Origin of the sequence: Natronobacillus azotifigens, assembly GCF_026805325.1 — a bacterium.
In the GTDB taxonomy this organism is placed as follows: Bacteria; Bacillota; Bacilli; order Bacillales; family Amphibacillaceae; genus Natronobacillus; species Natronobacillus azotifigens.
This window is the reverse complement of sequence record NZ_JAPRAT010000038.1, coordinates 1-21,879: the sequence shown is the minus strand read 5'-3', so window position 1 is coordinate 21,879 and position 21,879 is coordinate 1. Positions and strand designations below refer to the sequence as shown.

Below are 21,879 nucleotides of genomic sequence, written 5' to 3'. Positions count from 1 at the left end.
ATCTTGATTAGATTTCTTTTCCCTAATAACTACTATTAGGAACAAAGGAAAATCTTCTTTAGTTAAACCTGCAAATGCAAAGCGTTAATTATTGTTATAACCATTCCTGGTACAATATGTTTCAATCTAAAATAACATCAAAACAATTCTAACTGATCCTGCTTTTTTGATGTTGGATCTATTTTTGCGCGGATTTCCAAAAAATTACACTTATATTCCCAAGAAGAATACGAAGTCAGTCATCCTGCGATCATAAGGGATTCAAAAGTCTTATTCGGAAAATCAGAAAAACCTGTTCGTCTTGTTGAATTTAAAGATGAAGAACAACGCACTTATCGTTTACTGACATCAAGATGGGATTTAACTAGTGAACAAATTATGGATCTTTATCGCTATCGGTGGGGAATTGAAACATTTTTCCGATGGATCAAGCAGCATCTAAGTATCGTGAAGATTTGGAGCACAAGTCCTCAAGGAATGTGGAATCAGATGTTCATAGCGCTAGCAACTTTTGGTTTAGCACAGATTATCCAACTTAAAACAAGAACGTCAAAAACATTATGGGCCTTTCTACAATTGATGCGGACATATATGTTCAAGTCTTAGGGAGCGTTTGAAGAGGCATTATTTCGGAAGAAAAGCAAAACATCGAGAGGAAGGTAAAAAGTCCCCATACCCAAGAAAAAAGAAACTGTCTTCAAAGGAAATGTGGCTCTGATCAAGGAAAAGAAGAAGAAGTAATTGAGATAAGTAATAAAAAATAAATAAAAGGAAAAAAAGGGAACGAGATCGAAATTAGACCTCTGTTTCCTTTTTAAATTTCTGAAAGTAAAATCAGATATATTTTTTTTGCTTATTTACAATAAAACTACATAGGTGCATCGTCATTGGGTCTGGCCCCTTGGCGAATAACACTAAAATTATCGAGGGAGTTCATTAGCATACCTCCTGCGTAATTCACTTAACTGCTCTAATCGATCTATATTTGTTTCTTTGCTTTTCATGCCAATGGAAATGATTAAATTTTCTATTAAGAAAGTAGGGGCGATCATGGAATGAAATGCGTGCTCTTCCCCTCGACTTGCAAATAAGACACTATCTGCTTTTTTAGAGAAATCAGATATAAGTTGGTCGGTTAGGATGATTGTACGGTAACTAGCCTCTTCTGCATGGTCTAAAAGCACTTTCGCCTCTGGTAGTAAACGAACAAATCCAAAAATCACCACGACATCTTCTTTTGTAAAGTGCATCATCTGTTCAAATAGTTCACTACCTCCCTCTGAGATTATCGACACATCACAATTAAAACGGCTGATTCGATAATCCATTAAATTAGCTAAACCTCGTGAGGGACCAGGACTATAAATATAAATTTTTCGTGCTTCCGTAATCAAATTGACTGCTTTTTTAAAAGCATGATTTGAGACATATTCCATCGTTTGATGTAAATGATTGACGGCAGATTCTAAGGTATAGAATTGCAAAGAAGACTGCTTGTCGACTTTTTCTAATAGATCCTTCCATTTTCCAGCAGGTGAAACTTCTAAATTTGCCTGCATCTGCTTTTTAAAATCTTTGAAGTTTAGATAATCTACTGATCGCCAAAATCGTGAAACAGAGGCAATACTAACATTTGTGGCTGCAGCGATCTCAGCTTCAGTTGAAAGCAATACTTTTTGTGTGTTTTTTTGAATATAGTTAGCGATTTTAACTTGTGTTGGTGACATATATGAGGTGTTCCAGTCAAAGTTATACATAGGTTTTGTTTTTCTCCTTTTGTTTAATAGGTTACTCATCTATTAGAAGCTATTACATTATCCATCTAAATAATACCATTCGTATTACTATTAAAACGATTTATGAAAGAAAATTTACATAATGATAAATAACGGTAATAAATTTACAGTTTCTTAACCGCATTCCTAAATTAGATTAATATACGTCATCTACAATTAGAGTAAGTTAATCAAGGAGGGAAAAGAAAATGAGTAAATTAAAAGAGCGGTACACATTAACACAGTCACAAAAAATGATGGTATTTATTTTATCCATGTCCCTATACGGTTTATCAAACATGATTACCGAACTAGTACCATCTGTGAATCTTGGTCCAATAGAATTTTCCATTGAATATTTTGCTTTTATCCCATTAACGTTATGTATGTTATTTCATCCTTTGTATGCAGCGGTTGGTGCTGCTTTAGGCGAAATTATTTTTGGAGAAATTATGCTCGGCCAATTCGGCGGTTTTGGAGAATTAGAAAAATTCATTGCTTTTTCATTAGCGATGTTTATTGCGGGAACGCTGGTACGCGATCCGAAAAATAAGCGTCAAGTAGCTGTTGCAGCACTAACAGGTGTAATTATACATCAAGCAATTAGTGCGATGGTTGATATTTTAAAAGTTTGGGTCGGGGTAGAAGAGTTAGAATCTGTTCCAGGTTTAGCAGAAAGTGTTGTGGTGATTGAAGGGTTTGCCTTTTTAAATGATATCTTGTTTTCTGGTATTCTATTTGCACTTCTCCCAACAGTTTATTTAGTACCACGCCTATACGGAAAAATTGAACCATTGCTTGGTATGAAGCCACGTCATAATCAGATGTCCTATTCACTAGCTGAGATCATCGGTCCTCGTTTAGTTGTTGGCGGTATCTTCTTAGCGGGAGCAGCGTTTTTGTTTGAGTACTTGTCTGAGGCAGGTTTTAACTGGGAATGGGAAGCGGATTTTGTTGCAATGTTTGGAGATTCGTTTATCTGGGTGAGTATTCTGGCCGCTGCATTGTTAGCGGTGATTACAATTATAATTATGCTACGAAAAAATACAACTAATAGAGAAAACGAAAGGATATTATAAATGACTGCACAAATCCAATTAGAAGGGGTAACATTTCAGTACCCTGGAACTGAGACAGCAGTGTTACATGATGTGTCCTTAACGATTGAAAAAGGGACGTTTTTGGCGATTATGGGTAGTAATGGTAGTGGAAAATCAACTTTATGTAAGTTGTTAAATGGTTTAATTCCCCATTATTATGTTGGCGATTTTAGTGGCAAGGTGACAGTGAAAGGTCTTGATACGAGAGAATCTAAAGTAGCAGAATTATCACATAATGTTGGGTATGTTTATCAAGATTTTGAAAATCAATTAGTGAGCCCTCGTGTCCTTGAGGATGCAAGTTTTGCACCATTAAATTTTGGTTATGCGGATTTTCAATCACGGGGTAAGCGAGCATTAGATCTTGTTGGTCTGCATGGTTTAGATCAAGAGTTTATTTGGCAACTGAGTGGTGGGCAAAAGCATCTATTAGCATTGGCTGGTGCATTATCACTTGATCCAGATATTTTGATTATTGATGAACCAGTTGCACAACTTGATCCCCAGCATGCGGAAGAAATTTATTCGATATTGCGTAGATTAAATGAGGAGTTTGGCAAGACAATCATTGTCATTGAGCATCATACGGAGTTCATTGCAGAATTTTGCAAAGAAGTTATCTTAATGGATCAAGGACAAGTCATTTCAAAAAAACCAACAAAAGAAGCATTACAACATGTAGAAGAATTGATTGCAAGTCAGATTTATCCACCTCAAGTAACACAAGCGGCTTTTCAAGTTGGAAAAGGATATGCAATAAACTTACCGGTTACGTTGCCGGAAGCATGTGGCTTTTTTAGCAATGATTCATTACGTGAAAATAGAAGGGAAATAGATATTGATTTTGGTGTGCAACCGGTAGATCGATTACCTCTAATAGAAATGGAACAAGTGGCTTTTTCCTATAAAACTATTACCCGATCGAAAAAGCGCGTATTAAAAGAGGTTGATCTGACGATAAATCGTGGGGATCACATTGCGTTGGTGGGAAATAATGGTGCAGGGAAATCATCGTTAATGCGCCTTATTACAGGATTAGTTAAACCTGAGACTGGTAAAGTGATTGTGGACGGAATCAATACGCGTGACGTTTCGCCAGAGCATTTAGCTGATTTTATTACCTACGTGTATCAAAATCCTGAGCAAATGTTTATTGAAGATAGTGTACGAAAAGATGTGGGATTTTTTCTGAAGGCCCGGAAAGTAACTGATTATCAGAAAAAAGTCGATCAAATTTTAGAGCAATTTGACTTAACAGATTTACAAGACAGAGATAGTCGTTTAATGAGTGGTGGACAACAACGTCGTGCATCACTTGCGATTGGTGTTGCGATGGATCCGAAAGTGATTTTATTAGATGAGCCGACTGCTAATTTAGATATTGCTACCCGAAAGCATATAACAAAATTAATTGCACAGTTAAAAAGACAGGTTGGAGCAGTTGTGATCGCAACACATGATATGCAGCTTGTTGCAGAGTGGGCTAACAGAATTATTGTTTTGCATGAAGGGGAAATCATTCATGATGGTGATAGGAAATCAGTTTTTGGAAATACAGCGTTATTAGAGCGAGCAGGCTTAAAGGCTCCACAGATTTTTCAGCTTAGTCAAGCACTGCATATCAAACCGTATACGTATTCCGTAGCAGAATTTGTTGCTGCTTGGAGAGAGAAGGTAGAAACTGATGGAATATACGAGTAAGTTTACAGAGAAGTTGTCTGTTGAACAGATGAAAATTGAATTATTAAATACTGCTTATGGAAATGGGGATACGTTTTTAGCAAAACTAGACCCTCGTACACTATTTATCTGGTATCTCTTTTTTGGGATTGTCCCGTGGTTTATTCATAATCAGGTAGTATTATTCGGGATGTTTGTTTTGATGGTGGTCTTAACTGTGTTAACAAAAGTCAGTCCACTAATTGTGTTTATTCTTTGTTTAGGGTTACTAGGTCAAGGTGGGTATCTGTTGATTGCCTCACTGTTTTTTGGTGGAGATGGAACGGTGATTTTACCGTTACTACTGTTAACGTTAAAATTATCGGTCATTTCATTAGCTAGTATTACTGTGTTCTGCTCGATGGATCCAGAAAAGTTAAGTAATGGGTTGTTAAAAATTGGTGTACCAGGACAAGTATCGTTCAGTATTGCTTACGGTTATCGTATGCTTCCTAGTTTGTTAGAGGAATATCATCATGTGTTTCTGTCATTTCGGTTAAGAGGTAAAGCGCCAGATCGCCATGGATTTTTATATTGGCGTTCAATCGTATATTTTTGCAAAATAGCAGTATTGTCGTTCTATCCATTGCTACTCAGTACAGCAAAACGAGCAAGAACAACAGTTGAGGCATTAGAAACAAAAGGGAGTTTTTACGGCTTTAATCATCCTAAAGTAAAGAAAATAAAACTTGCTCATTTGCGAATGGGGACGCGTGATTATTTGTTCTTAGCTTTTTCAATTATTTACATCGTAAGCGTATTTACGTTAGGTAATTTCACTTCATAAAGGGGAGATTGTACAATGAGAATGGACTTTCATAGTCATGTGAAAATTTCAAAGAAATCAATGTTTATGCCAGATTATTTTGCTGAGATGCTTCACGAAGCAGAAAAAAATGGTTTGACTGCAATTGCAATGACAGAGCATTTTAACACGAAACGTTTCATGGATATATATGATTATATTGATCAACATTATTCGTATGGAAATGGCTATTACTTGGTTGAGGGCATGCGCGTTTTTCCTGGTATGGAGGTTGATGTAAAAGAAGTCGGTCATATATTGTTAATAGGCGATCGAGCGGATATTATTGCGGTTCGCGTTGCATTGGAATCTCATACTAACCCAGTAGATTTCATTCGGTTTAAAGATTTAATGGACCTTGCCGAAGGATATAATTTATTAAAAATTGGTGCACATCCATTTCGTCAAGGTACGCCGTTAACACATTTGCCAGTTGAGCAATTACGTAGATTGGATGCTTTTGATTTGAATGGGAAAGATTTATACGCACAGGGTATTGAACCGTATCGCGAACGTTTAGGTGAATTTGCAAATAAAATAGGCTTACCGATTGTAGGTGGTAGTGATACCCATCAATTCTTACAATATGGAGCAATTTATAATCAACTGAATCGAAACTGTGAAACGGTCAGCGAATTAAAAGAAGTAATCCAATCTGGAGATTATCAGGTTGAGGTTTCACGTGACTTAATGCTAAAAGTGAAATCTGCTGCTTTAGTGAAGAAATATATGAAAAAAATAGTAGAAGAGCATACACAACTTGTTTAAGATGGAGACCGAGCAGATTTGCTCGGTTTTTCTTTTTTTACTAGTTGTTTCTCTGTAAGCGTCAAATAGCCCAGACCTGAATAATAGGTGTGGGCTATTTGACGCATACCCTAAAATGGCTGAAAAACTCAAGGAATTTAAAATGTTATCACTTAAAATATCAATAACTGTGCTTTGATCATTTATGAAATATATGGTCATCAACCAAATAATTAAAACCCAACCAGGAATACCCCATCTTATTAAGTTTGAGCCGAATATCAATTATATTCCTCCTAATAATAGGGACCACAGGGACAGGAACACCCGTCCCACAATCAATCATCCATGATATCTGTCCTTATCATTTCTTCTATGGACAACTATGTAATTCTTGGCACACTCAATCACCAGCTTAGGTATAATACTAAGCATTGATTCTTTTATATACTGGACCGAAGTGCCTGCCCCTGTGGTCTCCTGACTGTGATTTGCTGCTGGAGTTTGTTAATGGTTCGGAGAGATCCTTTATACCCATTTTCAATGGTGCATAAGACCATGCTTGGTAGGACGGATAAGAAACAAATTATTATTGTAGAAGGTGGTCCAGGTACTGGAAGCGTGTTCTCGCGATTAATCTTCTTGTTGAAATGACTAAAAGAAATCTTGTCACACAGTATGTCACGAAGTATGCAACGCCTAGAAATATCTACGCGAATAAATTAAAAGGCACGTACCTCAACAATTATGCGCATATGTATTTACGCGGAATATTAAGGAGCGGAAACATTTTTTTCTTTATTTTGGTACTTCTAATGGACATTTTAAGAAGGAGTCAGAGTCTCGTATGCGCGCTTATCCAAATGAAGAGCCTGACACTGTTCAATTCTTAATTTTATCACGTAAAGCTATGATAAAATAAATCTATGGTTGAAAGGGTGAATGTTTTGGCTAAAAAAAAGAATAAATCGAATACACCACGACGTAAAAGAATGAAGCGGTCAAGTCGGTTACAAGCCGCAAAACATTGGATTCCTAAATACAATGGGAAAAACTTAGTAAGCGGATATAGTAACTATTTTGCAGTTGATAAATTGTGTGCTGTTAAGGAATTAGAAATGCTTGGTCATACTTTCAGTGATAAGTATAAGCAGGAATTAAAAGATAATATGATCCGAAGGCAGGTAAACAAAGAAAGAAGAAGAACAGAACATAGAAAACGGGAGCTAGAGATGGATTTATTTGAAGAAAGTGATGAAACCTTTGCTTTTATAGCGGGTTACACATCAGGAGGAGCCTCTTACGGAATTACTTGGGAAGAATGGGGGGATATAGAGAAGGGTGAAGAGGATTTAGAATCTTCTTTTGAAGAAGATGAAGTTGAAGGCGAAAATGGAGTGAACGTTGTACGAGATGAAGAAAAAAATAATGTCCAAATAAAAGAAGGTGCTTTTTCAAACAATCAGAAATCTGTAATTGAGATAGAAGAAGATGATTTACCATTCTAAATCCTACATTTATTCTTCTTGAGAATCGCTCAGTGATACAACATCATCAAGATTACCTCTAACTTCATCAGACATGATATTCCTCCTCGAATACTTCTATATAACAACATATGGAAGAAGTAAGATGTCCAATTACATATTTATGTATGGCCAATTAACCTGTGTTACTATAGAAGTAGATAAAAATGGATCCGTTACTTAATGAAGGAGAGAATACGATGATCGTTTATGAAGCAACAAAAGAGGAATTTCTAACCGATGTATTTGATGATCAACTAGTAAATAACATAACGCGAAATTACAATTCTCGCATTGGTAAGATTAATAAAAGTGAAGTTCGATCTTGGGATAATTCGATGCAATATATGTACCGCATCTTGAGTGACGCATCGATTCCGAATAATGCAGGAGTAGCGATTGAATTTAAGATTCCTTACACTTCAAAACGAGTCGATTTCTTAATCTCTGGTAAGGAAGACCTTGATAAGGACGCTGTCGTAATTATTGAGTTAAAACAGTGGGAAACGATTGAGAAAGTAGTTGGGAAAGAAGCAATCGTTAAAACAGCTATGAACCGAGGATTAGTTGAAACTACGCATCCGTCCTATCAAGCATGGTCCTATGCATCATTGATTCGAGACTATAATGAAAGCGTTCAAGACGATAAAATCAATTTATATCCATGTGCTTACTTACATAATTATATTGATTTAGGTGAACAAGATCCTTTAACGGATGACGTGTATAGCTTTTATGTCGATCAAGCCCCTACTTTTGTAAAAGGAAGTGCTAGTAAGCTTAGATCATTTATTAAACGGTACATAAAGTTTGGAGATAATAAAGAGAATTTATATAAAATTGAAAACGGGCGTATTCGTCCATCGAAATCATTGCAAGACGCATTGGTAAGTATGCTAGCAGGTAATGAAGAATTTATGATGATTGATGAACAAAAAGTGACCTATGAAACAGCGATTCAATTAATTAATGATGGGCTTCGGACGGATACGAAACAAATCATGATTGTAGAAGGTGGGCCAGGTACTGGAAAGTCTGTTCTCGCGATCAACCTTCTTGTTGAATTGACAAAAAGAAATCTTGTCACACAGTATGTGACGAAAAATGCTGCGCCTAGAAATATTTACGCGAATAAACTAAAAGGCACGTATCGTAAAACGCATATTGACAACCTGTTCAAGGGTTCAGGGAGTTACGTGAATGCAGAAAAAAATGAATTTGATGTTCTAGTTGTAGATGAGGCGCATCGTCTAAATGAGAAGTCTGGCATGTTTCAGCATCTTGGTGAAAACCAAACAAAAGAAATTATTAACGCTTCAAAGTTAGCGGTGTTCTTTATTGATGAAAGGCAAAAAGTGACCCTGAAGGATGCAGGTAGTATCGATCTGATTAAGAAATTCGCCTTGGAACAAGGGGCTTGTTTAACGACAACTAAATTGGAATCACAATTTCGATGTAACGGATCAGATGGTTATCTCGCATGGGTGGATGATGTTCTGCAAATTCGTGACACGGCAAATACTCTACATATGGGTGCTAGTTATGATTTCAGAATTTTTGATGATCCGAATGAAATGCGAGCAGAAATTGTGCGACTTAACAAGGTGAAAAACAAATCCAGAATGGTAGCTGGTTACTGTTGGAACTGGGTAAAAGAAGGTAAGAATAATTCTTCTTTTCATGATATTGAAATAAAAGAATATAACTTCGGGATGAGTTGGAATCTGGATAACACGTCTACTACATGGGCAATTGATGAAGAGTCAGTCAATGAAATAGGATGTATTCACACATGCCAAGGGTTAGAGTTTGATTATGTCGGTGTTATTATTGGTAACGATCTAGTTTATCGTAATGGTGAAGTTGTCACCGATCACACCAAAAGGGCAAAAACGGATAGATCCCTATTTGGATTAAAGAAAATGTTGAAAGAAAAACCTGAAGAAGCGGAAAGAGTAGCAGATGAAATTATTCGTAATACTTATCGGACATTAATGACAAGAGGTCAAAAAGGCTGTTTTATCTACTGTACAGACAAAGCATTAGAGAGTTATTTCAGAGACCGCCTTGCACGAACCTCTGTCATATATGAAGAAAATGAATTCTTTAAATCAAATGAAAAAGTAGCTGAGAATAAGGGAACGTATTAACAAAAGGGAGTTATTTAAATGACGAACAAAAAAGGCGCTACTATTGAGCAGCTGATCGAGCAAGTGATCGATTTTCGAGATGCACGAGACTGGCAACAGTTCCATAACCCAAAAGATCTTGCCATTTCACTTTCGTTAGAAGCAAGTGAATTACTAGAAAATTTTCAATGGAAAACGAGTGAGGAAGCTGTTAAGGAAAAAGAAAAGGAGATAATTGATGAATTAGCCGATGTCTTTATCTATACCATGATGTTAGCGCATGAGTTGGACATTGACTTAACTGATGCTGTTACAAAAAAACTCGAGAAAAATCAAGTGAAGTATCCTGTTGATAAGGCCAAAGGAAGTCGGAAGAAGTATGGGGAGTTGTAAATGTAATAATAACGGGTATCTTTAAACTGTTTTATGATATTTGCTTGAATGATAATTAATGAAAAAGATCAGCACTTATTCACAGGTGTTTTTGAACAAGTTAGAAATTAAAGACTCGTTTCTACTTTCTGTCTAATATCTATACGGTAAGATCTCTGTAGTATGATGCCAAGCGATATACATAAGAAAATCTATGATAATCTATGCTAGATAAAAAGGGATTGATTAAATGAAAAACTATTGGTTTATTACGAGGCCTAAAAGAAAACTCATATCTGTTCCAGAAATTCTTTCAGCATTTATTGCAGGTTCATTAAATGACCAGTGGACTGGACAGGTTGGGAAACATATTGATTTTGAAGAAGTATTAGAGAAACAAGGCTTAAAAAGAAGAGGAGACAGACGTGATCAAGGGGGAAGCGGTGGAAGAACCTATGTATCGTGGCTATTTAGTCTTGGTCTTTTCTTCAAAAAAGATGGTAAAATACAGACTACTTTGGCTGGTGATGCTTTACTAAATGGAGAACCACCAGTTGAAATACTGAAGCACCAAGTATTAAAGTTTCAGTATCCATCGCCATACTCTATTCTACCAGCAGTTCGTGTAAGTGACAGATTTAGAATAAGGCCAGTTTTATTCATCCTAAAACTAATAATGGACAACAGAATAGAATACCTTACTCAAGAGGAGATAGCTAAAATAGTTATAACTGAAGCAGAAAACGAGTCAGAGAAGAATTTCCAATATATTATTGAAAGAATCTTAGCTTTTCGTAACTTTGGAGATTCGGTATTGCCAACTGATTTCAATGAACTTTATCCATCGAGAAGTGGTGTTCAGTCTTTTGATAAGACCGTAAGTATGTTATCAGATATAGCAAATACTTTTATTAACTGGATTGAGTATACCCAACTTGCTGCAAGAGACGAAAAACATCTAAAAGTAGTTCCTGGGCAAGAAGTTGAAATTGCTGAAATTATTGAGAATTCACCTAACTTAATAACGAGGTGGGAGGATGAAGAATACTTTCAAAGGCGCTATGGTGTTGATCCATGGCATAGAAAAGATACACGCAATTTAAATGAAACTAGAACGGTAACTGCTCAGTTAATAGCTCAGAAAATGGTGCGGACTAAATTTCTAAGTATGGCAGCCAAATCACCTATTACAGAAGTTAATACGCCTATTATTGAGTCAATTTACTCTTCAACAGGGATTACACATTCTATTATTGAAGAAGAATTAGCAAGTTTTGCGAATGGTGCCCTGGACTCATTTGAAGCATCTTACTTCGATATGTCACTAAAAGGACGAGATCAGTGTAGAGAATTTGAGTTAGCTACCGTTGAGTTATTTCAAAAGGCCTTTGACTTTGATTCTTCTCATGTAGGTGATAAGGGAAAGCATCCAGACGTGCTTGCTGTATCGGAAGATTTAAGCGGAATTATTGATTCAAAGGCATATGCTAGCTATACTATATCAAATGACCACAAAAATCGTATGGTGCACAATTATATTCCACCTTATATTAATAAAATTCCTAATTTAGAATTCTTTATGTACATTTCAGGAGGGTTTGGTAAAAATTTTGATAAACAAGTTGAATTAGTAGCACAAGAAGCAAATATAAGAGGGTGTGGGATTACTGCCAATAATATTATTAAGTTGGCTAGAGAATACAAATCGAATAATTGGAAACCGTGTGATTTGAAACGTCACTTTACTCTTAATAGGGAAATCAGGCGTGCAGATTTCACCTGATTAAATTTGCTGCAAATGTTTGTTCTATAATGTATAATGAAAAATATGTCGATTTACAATTAGGGTAACCATACATTAGGGGTGTTATAGATGATTTTTAAAAAAGGTGAGATTTTTTGTGGCCCTGGGGGGTTATCATTAGGTGCAAAACAAGCAAAAGTAGAAGGTCTAGACGGGGAAGTATATACGATTGAACACCAGTGGGCAAATGATATAGATAATTGGGCTTGTGAAACATTTAGGCACAATATATGTCCTGGTGATCCTGAATCTGTTATTCAACAGGATGTTAGAGAGTTAGATATCGAATCACTATCTCCTATAGATGGATTTTCTTTTGGCTTTCCATGTAATGACTTTAGTGTCGTAGGTAAGCATAAAGGTTTTGATGGTGAATATGGTCCTTTGTATACTTTTGGTGTTCGTGTATTAAATGTCCATCAACCGAAATGGTTCGTTGCTGAAAATGTAGGTGGATTAGAGAGCGCAAATGGAGGAGCTGCATTTTTCAAGATTCTTGAAGACCTTGAAAAAGAGGGTTATGTACTTACGCCTCACCTATATAAATTTCACGAATATGGTGTACCTCAAAAAAGAAGCCGTATTATTATCGTGGGAATTAGAAAAGATTTAGGTTTAGAGTTCAAAGTACCTAAACCTATCTATGATGGTACTATAAATCCATTCGTTACAGTAAGACAGGCATTCGAGGATAAACCGATTAAAGAAGATGCCTTTAATAATGAACTTACAAGGCACAATGCTAAAGTTGTGGAAATGTTAAATTATATACCGCCTGGTGAAAATGCTTGGTATGAGGGTATTCCACAAGAATTAAGGTTAAATGTCAAAGGAGCAAAACTTAGTCAGATTTATAAACGACTTCATCCTGACTTTCCATCCTATACTGTCACAGGAAGTGGTGGCGGCGGTACCCATATGTATCATTATGCTGAACCGCGGGCTTTGACTAATCGCGAAAGGGCACGATTACAAACGTTTCCTGATGATTATGAGTTTTTGGGACCAAAAGAACAGGTAAGAAAGCAAATTGGAATGGCAGTACCTACTCTTGGAGCAAAAGTAATTTTCGAAGCAATCCTCAAGACATTTGCAGGGATAGAGTACGAACATATTGAGCCTAAATGGAAAGCAGTCCTTCAAGACCCAAAACCTAAGCGGAATAGGAAGAATGCTTATTCGAAAACAAAGGTAGACTAACAAATTATTGTTAACAAATGAATAAGATAATAAATTTAGAAGGCAATAGATTGTACATTGCCTTCTTTTTATTTTTTTAAATAGAATTTTATTTGTGAAAAAAGTGAAAAATTCTAAAATTTATTAAATAAAAATTAGCATGATAGAGATTACTGCTTTCCTATTCAATCATACGGTATACTTTAGCAATTGAGTATGTTGAAAATTAGAAGGCTAGTAGTAAAAGGAAATAATTTCATAAAGTATGAGTCTACCTCGGTGCAATATTGATCCCTACATTAGTATGGTTAATTCGATTTTTCTGGAAAATAAATAAATTTATAGAGGATTTAGTAGAAAATTGTAGAATCTCTTAGTATGAGATATATGTATAAAATGGAAGATGGATTTGTATAGAAAGGTATGAAGATGTAGATACAGTAATTTAGTTAATATAAATTCCTTTATTAACAAAAATTGAAATATACCTTATTTCTGTGACGCTTTGGATAATAGAACATTTTAAAGAAATATTCCAAGTAGAGCTCAAAGAACATTCAGATTCCCTTAACCTGTTGACCTCAATTGTAGATTATGTACGAGCGCATTGAGAGAATTACAGGTTACATTCTCAATGAATACTATTGTTAAAAGGTGGGATAAAAATGGCTTTAATTGTTGAATCGAAGTTTAATAGGGTAGATAAGCATAAGAAGAATGTGCATGAAGAGGTTGAATCAACTTATTCAATTTTTACAGCTAATAGTGGTGAAAAGTATATACAAATTGATACTTATGGAAAAAGTGATAGAGAAATACCTGGAAAGGTAAGCCAATCGATTCAGATTAATAAAACAATGGCTAAAGAACTGCTTAAATTGATAGAACATGAATTTAATTTATGACTCTTATACATTATAGATAATTTTAGCTTATTGTTGACGAATTTCAACATGCGGTAGCAAATTCCTACCAGCAGTCGTTAAGGCACTTCATCCGAAAGTGGTATTAGAGTTAATAGCAACACATGAACGAATGGTTGGACAAGATGTACTTTCTCTATTTTGATGGGCAGATTGCATCGGACATGAGATTAACGGAAGCTATAAACAGAAAACTATTAAGTCCGTTTCGGTATTGTTGTAACAGTAGGAAGAGGATTGCAAATAACTCAAGATAAAGAATGTTTAACAGTTTTAGATTTTGTGGACAAGATCAACTTTAGTGCCAAAAGTAAATAAGAGTATCGTTTTGTAGTCTTCTGTAAAGGGGGCTACTTTTCTTTGATCAATTGTTCTACAACAGGAATGTCTGCCGGTGCCCGTTGAAGTGAAGCTAGATTGCCACGTTTTAGCCAAATTAATTTATCATGCTCACTTTTTTGTGGTGTCCCTTCGATCACTGTAGCTTTAAATGCAATAAGTTCTATAATAAATGTCTCGTACTCGTGTGTATGTTCAGTGAAAATATCACTTGTTTCTATTTTGCAATTCATTTCTTCTTTGATCTCCCGGATCAGAGCAGTATAAACATCTTCTTCTTTTTCCACTTTCCCTCCAGGAAATTCCCACATATTCGGCATTGCCATATCTGTAGAACGGAGTGCACAAAGTATCTCTTTGTTCTCATTTTCTATTATTGCAGCAACAACTTTTACCGTTTTCTTCAAGGTTTAATCCTCCTATTATTGTACTTTTTTAATGATAGCATGAGGTCAATTAGCAATGCTATAAGAGACAAAGCAGCTCAACGAGCATCCAAGGATAATTGTTTAATTGAATGAATTAAAGCAAAGTTTAAGTTTGAAAACCTTTTAATATAATTATGGTAAATTGGCAGTATTGAAAAAATAGAAGTAGAGAGTTGACTTTTCCCCTCAAAAGTTTGGTGAAAAGAAAAAGGAAGCAGAGAACTGAATTGTATCCTGCTTCCTTTTATATCCTAGCCACTTCTATCAGTAGTCATTTCATCAACCTTGATAAGCTCAAAATCTCGCTCCGTAACGATATAATTATGATAGAAATTTTTATCAATACCCGTTAATCGATGGAAGAAATCAATCTCAACCATCCAATCCTTTTCAATCATCCGATCCATTTTTATTAGCCCTTTTTTTACGATGAAATCAAGAATGCTTTTCACCTTTTGTGGTTTTTGTATCGGTAAAACTTCATCTAAAGGTTCCTTTTTTAGATATCCTTTTCGATGCAGCGCTGCGTAAAAATTGCGGTGTTTTTTAGCATCGAATACACCTAAATGAAGAGCTCTGTATCCTAAAACTTGTAGAGATGTTGTCCATTTCTTTTTTAAATCGATATACGCATCAGGATTTGTAACAGATACTACTGCATTCATATCTTCTAAAAAAGCTTCTTCGGGTAAAAGGAAAGCCCCCGCAAATAGGTTCGCTTCGTTCTCCAATGCTTTATGTTCTTTACGATCCAAATTAGTAAATTCTACTTTATAGTGAAGTAATAAATGACCAAGTTCGTGCGCTATATCAAAATTCCTGCGAACGGCAGAGCGCTTTAAATTGCCTAACATAATAAAAGGTCGATCAGTTTCTGTCCATAAGCTATAGGCATCAATCTCTTCACCAATCGATTTTTCGAACAAGAACACACCGCTTTTTTCTATGAAAAAAATAAGATTGTTATTATTGTCATTACTAAGACCTAGCTTTTCACGAGCGAGTTCAGCTACTTTTGTTATTTGAATCTTTCTATCATCAGTCGAGTGATTTAAGTAGTGAATAACTTCATCTCTTAATTGAATGATTTTTTGCGTAGGTAGTTGTAAATTCGCTGTAATATAGTTGACAAAGCAATCTAAATACTCGACATGCTTTGCTTCTGCTTGTGTTTTTGAGATGACATTCATTACCTTTGACCGATAAGCAATATTCATCACGGCGATATTTTCGGGTGCAAGATAGCGTTGCAAAACATCTTGTTCATAAAAATATCTACTTTTCACATGAAATATTGATTTTAAATCATTTACAATCTGCATCTTAGGTGAGGTATAGTTATTCTCGTATTGCCAGACTGCCTGTTCTGTTACTTGTAACATTTCAGAGAGCTGTTTGCGTGAATAGCCATGCATGATTCGAAGATTTGTTAAATTCTCACCAATAAACATACCGCTCCCCCTTATCTAAAAAGGTTTAATTGCTTTCTTCTTCCCCATCCTCGAGGATTCCTATATCGAAAGCTGCAGGATCAATTATATCATTATCTTGTTCTGGTGCAATAATTTCTCGTTCTTCATCCGTTAACTCGGAACCAGAGATATATTCTGATAGATCTTCTATTTTATAAGCTTTATTATTATCTGGGTTAGGAAGATAATGCATAATTTCTGAAATTTGATAAGCGTCATCAATTTTGTAAGTAAGAATATGAAATTCATTATAAGAAGATTGAAAATGTCCTAATTCGTCTTTTATTTGTTTATCTGGGACAAATAAAGACAGTTGTTCGTTATTCTGACTAGATGGTTGACTATAGGCATCAAATGGGAATTCAAGGTTTTGATTTATTTTTGAAAGTTCGTGGAGGTATGTTCGACGCGGTCCCTTGTTATTTTTATTAGGGATAACTGCCTGTGAGAAACAATTTTCGTTAAAATAGTCGGCATTCTTAATAAGAAAAAGTTTTTTTGTTTCCCCGTGAATAAATTGCAAGTAATCCCATGTTAGTCCTGCTTTTGCTTTTTTAAAAGTTAAGTTTAGCTCCGGGCTCGTCTCAGCCAACCTACTCTCTATAAAATTTCCTTTGGTCCATGCAAAAGCTGAGCTTATTTTCATCTTTTCATGACGGTCTTTACGATGTTCGATATAATCTCGATATCCATCCACAATAGCAGTAACAATTGTCAAACTATCTTTTGAATCGAATCTATAGTGTTCCATACCAACCACTCTCCTCGTAAATATAGTTATGGTATCATTTTACAACAATAATAATAGAAAAGAAATGATTTATATTGATTTTTTTAAAGTAATGATGAAAATAGTTGGTAATTTTATAGTCGATGTTTTTTTGTATAGTCGTAACTGCAAAAAAGGATTGCCACAGCTAAAAACGTATATGCAAGCAGAATCTAAAATGCAATACGTTATTGTGACTGATGAATTAGTTGTGAATCAAGAGGTTGGTCGGCATATATCGCTAAAAGATGATGTAGTAGCAACTATACCAACCGAGGCAATTTAACACTTTGAATAGAAGTTGTTAACTAACTAGTGTTTAGTAATGTTTTTTTACGGATAATTCTTAGTATTTCCAAAATAAGTGTTTTTTTTTTCTGATATAATATTATGTAGCTTATTAAATATACCGAATTTACTAAGGAGGCAAATAAATAATATGAATGAGGTCTTACATCAAAAACAATGTACACGTAAGCGCCAGTTGGAAATATAGATGGAAATATTCATTATTTGGGATGAAATATGCAGATAATCTCATTAAGTCGAGTCTAAAATCAATTGGTATAATGAAGGTAGTAGGGTTAAATAAATTCTATGCAGGAACAGCTCTTGGAGAAATGCATAAATATCGAGATGGTATCATTCGCCGAGAGACAGAAGAAAAAGCGGTAAAGGAAGTGTATATACTAACACCTACTAAAACAGTTCAGGCAGAAACGATGCGATATTTTCAAGAGGACTTTCATGAAAAATATCGAATGGGAGCTATTCAACTAGAGCCAGGAGGAGTTAGTGAGGATTTTGAAGATAAGATTTTAGCCATTGTTAAAAGTATGTGGTCCTAATTGGAATTGAACTTTAATAACAGAAGTGCTTATCAGCTCAATCGGTTTGATAGCACAATTAGAACATTCAAGTGATTTTTCACGCTTGTACCAAAAGGTTGATCAATTAAATCCGCTCTAGGTATTGAGAGTAGATCAGTTTGAGAATTCATCATTGTAAAAAAAACTGGCACCTCCCGGGATTTGTCGGATGTAAACATTTTCCCGTTGGTGACAGCACCCTCCAATTAACCGGCAATTGCAAACACTGTATCGAGAGAGTTCAAAAACTACCAATTATGCTATTAGCTACTAGTAGATTTCCTTTTCAAACGTATCTCCATTGTTATAAATCACTTTCAAGACTAGACGCATGTCTTCGAAGTCTTCTAGCTGACTGTGGTGAAAATAGCGGGAATTCGGGTTGTTTTCGTCATATGGTTCTAACTCTAGATTTTCTTCGTCAATTAATCTACTATTCTCGTATTTCAGGAGATAAGCTTCTTCGATATAAACAGATGTGTCCACCATATGATTTTGTACCCAAATCGTATGAGGGACGTCGCCATCACTAATATGCATATCTGCATAAATCAATCCATAATTACTCATTCCTAGATATCCTAGATTATCAGTCTGTAACGATCCGCTTTTGATCCTATCATCATCAGATACCGATACATAATACGAAAGTTCTGCATGAGAAGCTTCTTCTATCGTTTCTATTGATAATTCTACATGATCATGCGACGTAATTTCCCATTCTGGCTCAAGATCCAAATCAAAAGGCACTTTTACATGAAATAGTCCTCTTTCAAGCTCCACGGCTGGAATAGATGTGTACGTTTCTGTATCACCAAAAGCATAATGAAAGACCACGTCTGCATCTTCCTGATATTCTTTCACCTGCCATTGGAACGTTGCCTCCACGTCCCCACTTTCCAATTTCTCCGTATTGATCTCCATCGTTATCGCGCTAATCAAGCTTTGTTCTTCTGTAAACTCATTTAGTACATCGTGGAGTTTGTTTGTTTGGTAATCTACTTCCTCAATGATTCGAGCTTCGCTATCAGAAAGCCTGAATACTTGATTTTTTATTTGATCTAACAAGCTGAAGTTCATTCCTAAACTAACAACTAACATAACCAATACAATAACAGTAAAATAATTTATTTTTTCACCCATTAGTGAAGCTCACGCCCTTTTTGCTAGTATAAATACATGTTCAAATCCTACATATATAATACTTGTAATTCTTGCTTCTAACAACCAGTTTAAGGGAAAAACATGATCTAGCTGTCTTGTTCCCACCATCCTTATCCATCCTATAAATTTTGGGAAGATCAGACGCGATCAAGGGTAAGAACTCTGAGTAAAAATCCACCCTTTTCTCGAGAACTCAAACGAATAGAAATAAATGTTAACTTTAGAGAATATTAGTGCTATAGTATTGAATATTGGATAATAATGTTTGCGTAGAAGCTAAGTATAGGATATTACAATGAACTTTAGTGATTCTTTTTTGCTAAGATAGGGGCGGTGTTTAGTATGCAAGATGACAATGAAGTATCAGTTTCCAGTCAGATTAGTCCACGTATAATTGGGCGTTTGCCTTTTACAGGCCGGTGGTTAGTAGGTTCTACTCCAGCAAAGCGGATTCCCAGTCACGGTACAGATCGGTTTGGGGTAGGTTATGCTATTGATTTCATTGCAGTGGATGAAAAGAATCGAACAAGTTCATCCATAACCTGGCGTACACTTTTAGGTACCGAGTCTCCGAATATTTTTTATGCATTTGGTAAGCCAGTTGTTTCACCTGTTTCCGGAAAAGTAGTCAGTATTCATAATGGCGAACCTGACCATGAAGCAAGACGTTCCATTTTCACCTTAATTCCTTATATGTTGGGGCAAGGAGATAGGATTCGTAAGGGACCGGAAGCAATTGCAGGGAACTATATCATCATTGCACCAGATAATTCAGATTCATTTATTGCCATCGTTCACCTACAGTTAGATTCATTTGTAGTGGAAGAAGGGCAGTCTATATCAGAAGGACAACATATTGCTAATTGTGGGAATTCCGGAAACTCAACGCAACCTCATATTCATATTCAAGCAATGACTAGTACAGACTTTTCGATTACGAGGGGCGTCCCGTTGTACTTTCGTGAGTTTTCCCAATGGAATAAAAGGAGAAGAGAGCCAAAGACTCGTAAAAATGCTTTTCCAGATGCTCATACGATTGTGTGTCCGGGGTAAATGATTGGATAAAGAAACGATTAAGAAATCTACTGAAGAATTAGACAAATCTTACGTAGGTAAAAGTAGCAAGAAGAATTTTGAGAACTTGATGATTTTTTTATATCGGTGCAACCGTCCGTAAAAACTCCCGCATCAAAACGAATAGAAAATAAAAGTTGTTTAAACGGGGATAACGGACGTCGGCGACTCGAAGGCTTCAAGGGACATTAGAGGTCTCTACAAAAAATCAGTGGGGAAGATCGAAAGCTTCCCACTGATTGAAGTTCCTTTTACATAATATTCTTTGATCCGAGTGAAAGTCGCATTGCGAGTTTGCTCGGGTCTTTTTTTGTTAGCAAGCGTTGTGTATAAATATACGATATGGATAGAGGAATAATGGCACTAAACCAAGCAAGTGGGTTTGCGATAATTGCTCCATTAAACCCAAAGTACTGTGCTAAGATAACCGCTCCAAAAATACGTGCGATGAGTTCCATGATGCCAGCAAGTGTGGGAGCAAAACTATTTCCTAATCCTTGGAGGGTATGTCTCAAAACAAAAACTAACGCTAACAAGACATAAAATGGTGATTGAATCCGAAAAAACTGTTCGGTTAATTCTAAGACGGCAGTGTTATTATCGCTAACAAAAAAGGACGCTAAAAATCGACCGTTAAAGAAGAGAATAAACCCTATGAATACGGAGTAACTAAGCGTAATTTTTAACCCCGCACGCATGCCTTGCTTTATTCGATCAAACTTTTCACCCCCGAAGTTCTGTGCGGCATATGTGGACATGGCAATACCGAATGTTGGTAGTGGCATCGTTAAAAGTTGATCAATTTTCTGTGCTGCTGTATAAGCCGCAACAGATAATGCCCCTAGTTGGTTCAACATAACTTGTACAGCGATCGAACCAACAGCAATAATCGAGTATTGGAATCCATAAGGCAATCCAATACGTAAGTGTTCTTTGTATTCTGCCCATGCAAATGTCCAGTCAGATTTATGAACACGTAAAATGGGCACGTATTTTTTAATATAAATAAGGCAAAGAAGTGATGCAATGATCTGAGAAATAATTGTTGCATAAGCGGCACCAGACACGTTCATGCCGAATCCTAAAATAAATACATAGTCTAATATAATGTTCAAAACAGATGTTACGATTAAAAAGATTAATGGGGTACGACTGTCCCCGATTGCCCGTAAAATATTGGAGAGGAAGTTAAAAAGAACGGTAGCACCAATCCCCATGAAAATCACCACGAGATAGTCATACGCTTCATCAATAATTTGTGGTGGTGTCTGCATCCATTCTAGAATATTTCGAGTATTCGCTGTTGCGAGAATAGTTAAGATCACACTAGCAATACAAATAATAATAAGACTAGCCCCAAGGCTTTGTCGTAGTCCTTTGATGTCTTTTCTACCAAAACGTTGAGCGGTAATTACTGCTAAACCCGCGGTTAAACCAATCGCCATCCCCAATATCAAGAAGACGATACTTCCGGTGGAACCAACCGCTGCTAGTGCGTCCATCCCCAGGGTCTGACTAACAATAAACGTATCAGCCATACTATACAACTGTTGAAATACATTACCGATCAACATTGGTAATGTAAAAAACATAATTAATTTAAACGGATTCCCCGTTGTCATATCTCTACTCATCTTGTATCCCCTTAAAATTAATCTTCCTCTGAACATTATAGTCCTAATAGG

Annotated in this window: 21 protein-coding genes and 1 pseudogene; 16 read left to right on the top strand and 6 right to left on the bottom strand. The window is 35.9% G+C overall.

All coding sequences use genetic code 11. The features are described 5' to 3' along the window. Positions 1-180: 180 nt before the first annotated feature. Positions 181-606: a transposase gene (locus OWO01_RS16175; RefSeq protein ID WP_418936225.1), complete on the top strand. Its 426-nt coding sequence runs from the start codon at positions 181-183 to the stop codon at positions 604-606. Between the two features lie 314 nt (positions 607-920). Here OWO01_RS16175 and OWO01_RS14865 read toward each other — a convergent pair whose 3' ends face one another. After that, on the bottom strand, positions 921-1,757 hold the full coding sequence (locus OWO01_RS14865; protein ID WP_268781263.1) for a MurR/RpiR family transcriptional regulator: 837 nt from the start codon (positions 1,755-1,757) through the stop codon (positions 921-923). A gap of 227 nt (positions 1,758-1,984) precedes the next feature. On the opposite strand from OWO01_RS14865, the gene OWO01_RS14860 reads away from it, so the two are divergent. The 12 genes and pseudogenes from OWO01_RS14860 to OWO01_RS16085 form a co-directional block, all read left to right on the top strand. Beyond that, positions 1,985-2,854, top strand: coding sequence for a DUF8171 family membrane protein (locus OWO01_RS14860; RefSeq protein ID WP_268781262.1), 870 nt, complete (start codon positions 1,985-1,987; stop codon positions 2,852-2,854). Further along, entirely contained in the window at positions 2,855-4,576 is a 1,722-nt protein-coding gene (locus OWO01_RS14855; RefSeq protein ID WP_268781261.1) for an ABC transporter ATP-binding protein, read from the top strand. Next, positions 4,560-5,381, top strand: coding sequence for an energy-coupling factor transporter transmembrane component T family protein (locus OWO01_RS14850; protein WP_268781260.1), 822 nt, complete (start codon positions 4,560-4,562; stop codon positions 5,379-5,381). The genes OWO01_RS14855 and OWO01_RS14850 overlap by 17 nt, the downstream gene beginning before the upstream one ends. Positions 5,382-5,396: 15 nt before the next feature. After that, positions 5,397-6,167, top strand: a complete 771-nt coding sequence (locus tag OWO01_RS14845) for a PHP domain-containing protein (protein WP_268781259.1) — start codon at positions 5,397-5,399, stop codon at positions 6,165-6,167. Positions 6,168-6,656: 489 nt separating this feature from the next. After that, positions 6,657-6,800, top strand: coding sequence for a hypothetical protein (locus OWO01_RS14840; protein WP_268781258.1), 144 nt, complete (start codon positions 6,657-6,659; stop codon positions 6,798-6,800). A 293-nt stretch (positions 6,801-7,093) separates the two neighbouring features. Further along, entirely contained in the window at positions 7,094-7,654 is a 561-nt protein-coding gene (locus OWO01_RS14835) for a hypothetical protein (protein WP_268781257.1), read from the top strand. A 218-nt stretch (positions 7,655-7,872) separates the two neighbouring features. After that, the gene (locus OWO01_RS14830) at positions 7,873-9,822 is read left to right on the top strand and encodes a DUF2075 domain-containing protein (protein ID WP_268781264.1); all 1,950 of its coding nucleotides are present in this window, start codon (positions 7,873-7,875) and stop codon (positions 9,820-9,822) included. Positions 9,823-9,840: 18 nt separating this feature from the next. After that, the gene (locus tag OWO01_RS14825) at positions 9,841-10,194 is read left to right on the top strand and encodes a nucleotide pyrophosphohydrolase (protein ID WP_268781256.1); all 354 of its coding nucleotides are present in this window, start codon (positions 9,841-9,843) and stop codon (positions 10,192-10,194) included. 229 nt (positions 10,195-10,423) lie between these two features. Beyond that, positions 10,424-11,956 carry a PDDEXK family nuclease gene (locus OWO01_RS14820; RefSeq protein ID WP_268781255.1) on the top strand — a complete coding sequence of 511 codons (1,533 nt, stop codon included), beginning with the start codon at positions 10,424-10,426 and terminating at the stop codon, positions 11,954-11,956. 90 nt (positions 11,957-12,046) lie between these two features. Next, entirely contained in the window at positions 12,047-13,177 is a 1,131-nt protein-coding gene (locus tag OWO01_RS14815; RefSeq protein WP_268781254.1) for a DNA cytosine methyltransferase, read from the top strand. A 644-nt stretch (positions 13,178-13,821) separates the two neighbouring features. Beyond that, the gene (locus OWO01_RS14810) at positions 13,822-14,061 is read left to right on the top strand and encodes a hypothetical protein (RefSeq protein WP_268781253.1); all 240 of its coding nucleotides are present in this window, start codon (positions 13,822-13,824) and stop codon (positions 14,059-14,061) included. A gap of 26 nt (positions 14,062-14,087) precedes the next feature. Further along, a pseudogene (locus OWO01_RS16085) lies at positions 14,088-14,300 on the top strand (hypothetical protein); the annotation flags it as partial. A gap of 129 nt (positions 14,301-14,429) precedes the next feature. Here the strand turns inward: OWO01_RS16085 and OWO01_RS14805 are convergent. The 3 genes from OWO01_RS14805 to OWO01_RS14795 all read right to left on the bottom strand — a co-directional run bounded on the left by OWO01_RS14805 (position 14,430) and on the right by OWO01_RS14795 (position 17,069). After that, positions 14,430-14,825, bottom strand: a complete 396-nt coding sequence (locus OWO01_RS14805; protein WP_268781252.1) for a (deoxy)nucleoside triphosphate pyrophosphohydrolase — start codon at positions 14,823-14,825, stop codon at positions 14,430-14,432. Between the two features lie 272 nt (positions 14,826-15,097). Further along, entirely contained in the window at positions 15,098-16,297 is a 1,200-nt protein-coding gene (locus OWO01_RS14800) for a spr1629 family repressor/antitoxin (protein ID WP_268781251.1), read from the bottom strand. Between the two features lie 25 nt (positions 16,298-16,322). Then, a complete protein-coding gene (locus tag OWO01_RS14795; RefSeq protein ID WP_268781249.1) occupies positions 16,323-17,069 on the bottom strand; it encodes a spr1630 family ClpXP-sensitive toxin in 747 nt (248 codons plus the stop codon). 28 nt (positions 17,070-17,097) lie between these two features. On the opposite strand from OWO01_RS14795, the gene OWO01_RS14790 reads away from it, so the two are divergent. Together OWO01_RS14790 and OWO01_RS14785 are read left to right on the top strand one after the other, a co-directional pair. Next, the gene (locus tag OWO01_RS14790) at positions 17,098-17,373 is read left to right on the top strand and encodes a hypothetical protein (protein WP_268781248.1); all 276 of its coding nucleotides are present in this window, start codon (positions 17,098-17,100) and stop codon (positions 17,371-17,373) included. A gap of 334 nt (positions 17,374-17,707) precedes the next feature. Next, entirely contained in the window at positions 17,708-17,935 is a 228-nt protein-coding gene (locus tag OWO01_RS14785; protein WP_268781247.1) for a hypothetical protein, read from the top strand. Between the two features lie 291 nt (positions 17,936-18,226). Here OWO01_RS14785 and OWO01_RS14780 read toward each other — a convergent pair whose 3' ends face one another. Further along, positions 18,227-19,099: a hypothetical protein gene (locus OWO01_RS14780; RefSeq protein WP_268781246.1), complete on the bottom strand. Its 873-nt coding sequence runs from the start codon at positions 19,097-19,099 to the stop codon at positions 18,227-18,229. Positions 19,100-19,462: 363 nt separating this feature from the next. Here OWO01_RS14780 and OWO01_RS14775 point away from each other — a divergent pair, with 363 nt between their 5' ends. Beyond that, complete coding sequence (locus OWO01_RS14775; RefSeq protein ID WP_268781245.1) at positions 19,463-20,173, top strand: M23 family metallopeptidase; 711 nt, start codon at positions 19,463-19,465, stop codon at positions 20,171-20,173. Positions 20,174-20,445: 272 nt separating this feature from the next. Here the strand turns inward: OWO01_RS14775 and OWO01_RS14770 are convergent, their stop codons facing one another. After that, positions 20,446-21,828 (bottom strand): MATE family efflux transporter, encoded by a 1,383-nt coding sequence (locus tag OWO01_RS14770; protein WP_268781244.1) that lies wholly within the window; start codon positions 21,826-21,828, stop codon positions 20,446-20,448. Positions 21,829-21,879 lie beyond the last annotated feature (51 nt).

Bases quoted from the DNA above. Each gene is read 5' to 3' on its own strand.
- OWO01_RS14810 (WP_268781253.1), top strand. From the start codon at position 13,822: ATGGCTTTAATTGTTGAATCGAAGTTTAATAGGGTAGATAAGCATAAG.
- OWO01_RS14815 (WP_268781254.1), top strand. From the start codon at position 12,047: ATGATTTTTAAAAAAGGTGAGATTTTTTGTGGCCCTGGGGGGTTATCA.
- OWO01_RS14770 (WP_268781244.1), bottom strand. From the start codon at position 21,828: ATGAGTAGAGATATGACAACGGGGAATCCGTTTAAATTAATTATGTTT.
- OWO01_RS14845 (WP_268781259.1), top strand. From the start codon at position 5,397: ATGAGAATGGACTTTCATAGTCATGTGAAAATTTCAAAGAAATCAATG.
- OWO01_RS14850 (WP_268781260.1), top strand. From the start codon at position 4,560: ATGGAATATACGAGTAAGTTTACAGAGAAGTTGTCTGTTGAACAGATG.
- OWO01_RS14780 (WP_268781246.1), bottom strand. From the start codon at position 19,099: ATGGGTGAAAAAATAAATTATTTTACTGTTATTGTATTGGTTATGTTA.
- OWO01_RS14865 (WP_268781263.1), bottom strand. From the start codon at position 1,757: ATGTATAACTTTGACTGGAACACCTCATATATGTCACCAACACAAGTT.
- OWO01_RS14785 (WP_268781247.1), top strand. From the start codon at position 17,708: ATGCATAAATATCGAGATGGTATCATTCGCCGAGAGACAGAAGAAAAA.
- OWO01_RS14825 (WP_268781256.1), top strand. From the start codon at position 9,841: ATGACGAACAAAAAAGGCGCTACTATTGAGCAGCTGATCGAGCAAGTG.
- OWO01_RS14820 (WP_268781255.1), top strand. From the start codon at position 10,424: ATGAAAAACTATTGGTTTATTACGAGGCCTAAAAGAAAACTCATATCT.
- OWO01_RS14775 (WP_268781245.1), top strand. From the start codon at position 19,463: ATGCAAGATGACAATGAAGTATCAGTTTCCAGTCAGATTAGTCCACGT.
- OWO01_RS14830 (WP_268781264.1), top strand. From the start codon at position 7,873: ATGATCGTTTATGAAGCAACAAAAGAGGAATTTCTAACCGATGTATTT.
- OWO01_RS14790 (WP_268781248.1), top strand. From the start codon at position 17,098: ATGGTATCATTTTACAACAATAATAATAGAAAAGAAATGATTTATATT.
- OWO01_RS14860 (WP_268781262.1), top strand. From the start codon at position 1,985: ATGAGTAAATTAAAAGAGCGGTACACATTAACACAGTCACAAAAAATG.
- OWO01_RS14800 (WP_268781251.1), bottom strand. From the start codon at position 16,297: ATGTTTATTGGTGAGAATTTAACAAATCTTCGAATCATGCATGGCTAT.
- OWO01_RS14840 (WP_268781258.1), top strand. From the start codon at position 6,657: ATGGTTCGGAGAGATCCTTTATACCCATTTTCAATGGTGCATAAGACC.
- OWO01_RS14855 (WP_268781261.1), top strand. From the start codon at position 2,855: ATGACTGCACAAATCCAATTAGAAGGGGTAACATTTCAGTACCCTGGA.
- OWO01_RS14795 (WP_268781249.1), bottom strand. From the start codon at position 17,069: ATGGAACACTATAGATTCGATTCAAAAGATAGTTTGACAATTGTTACT.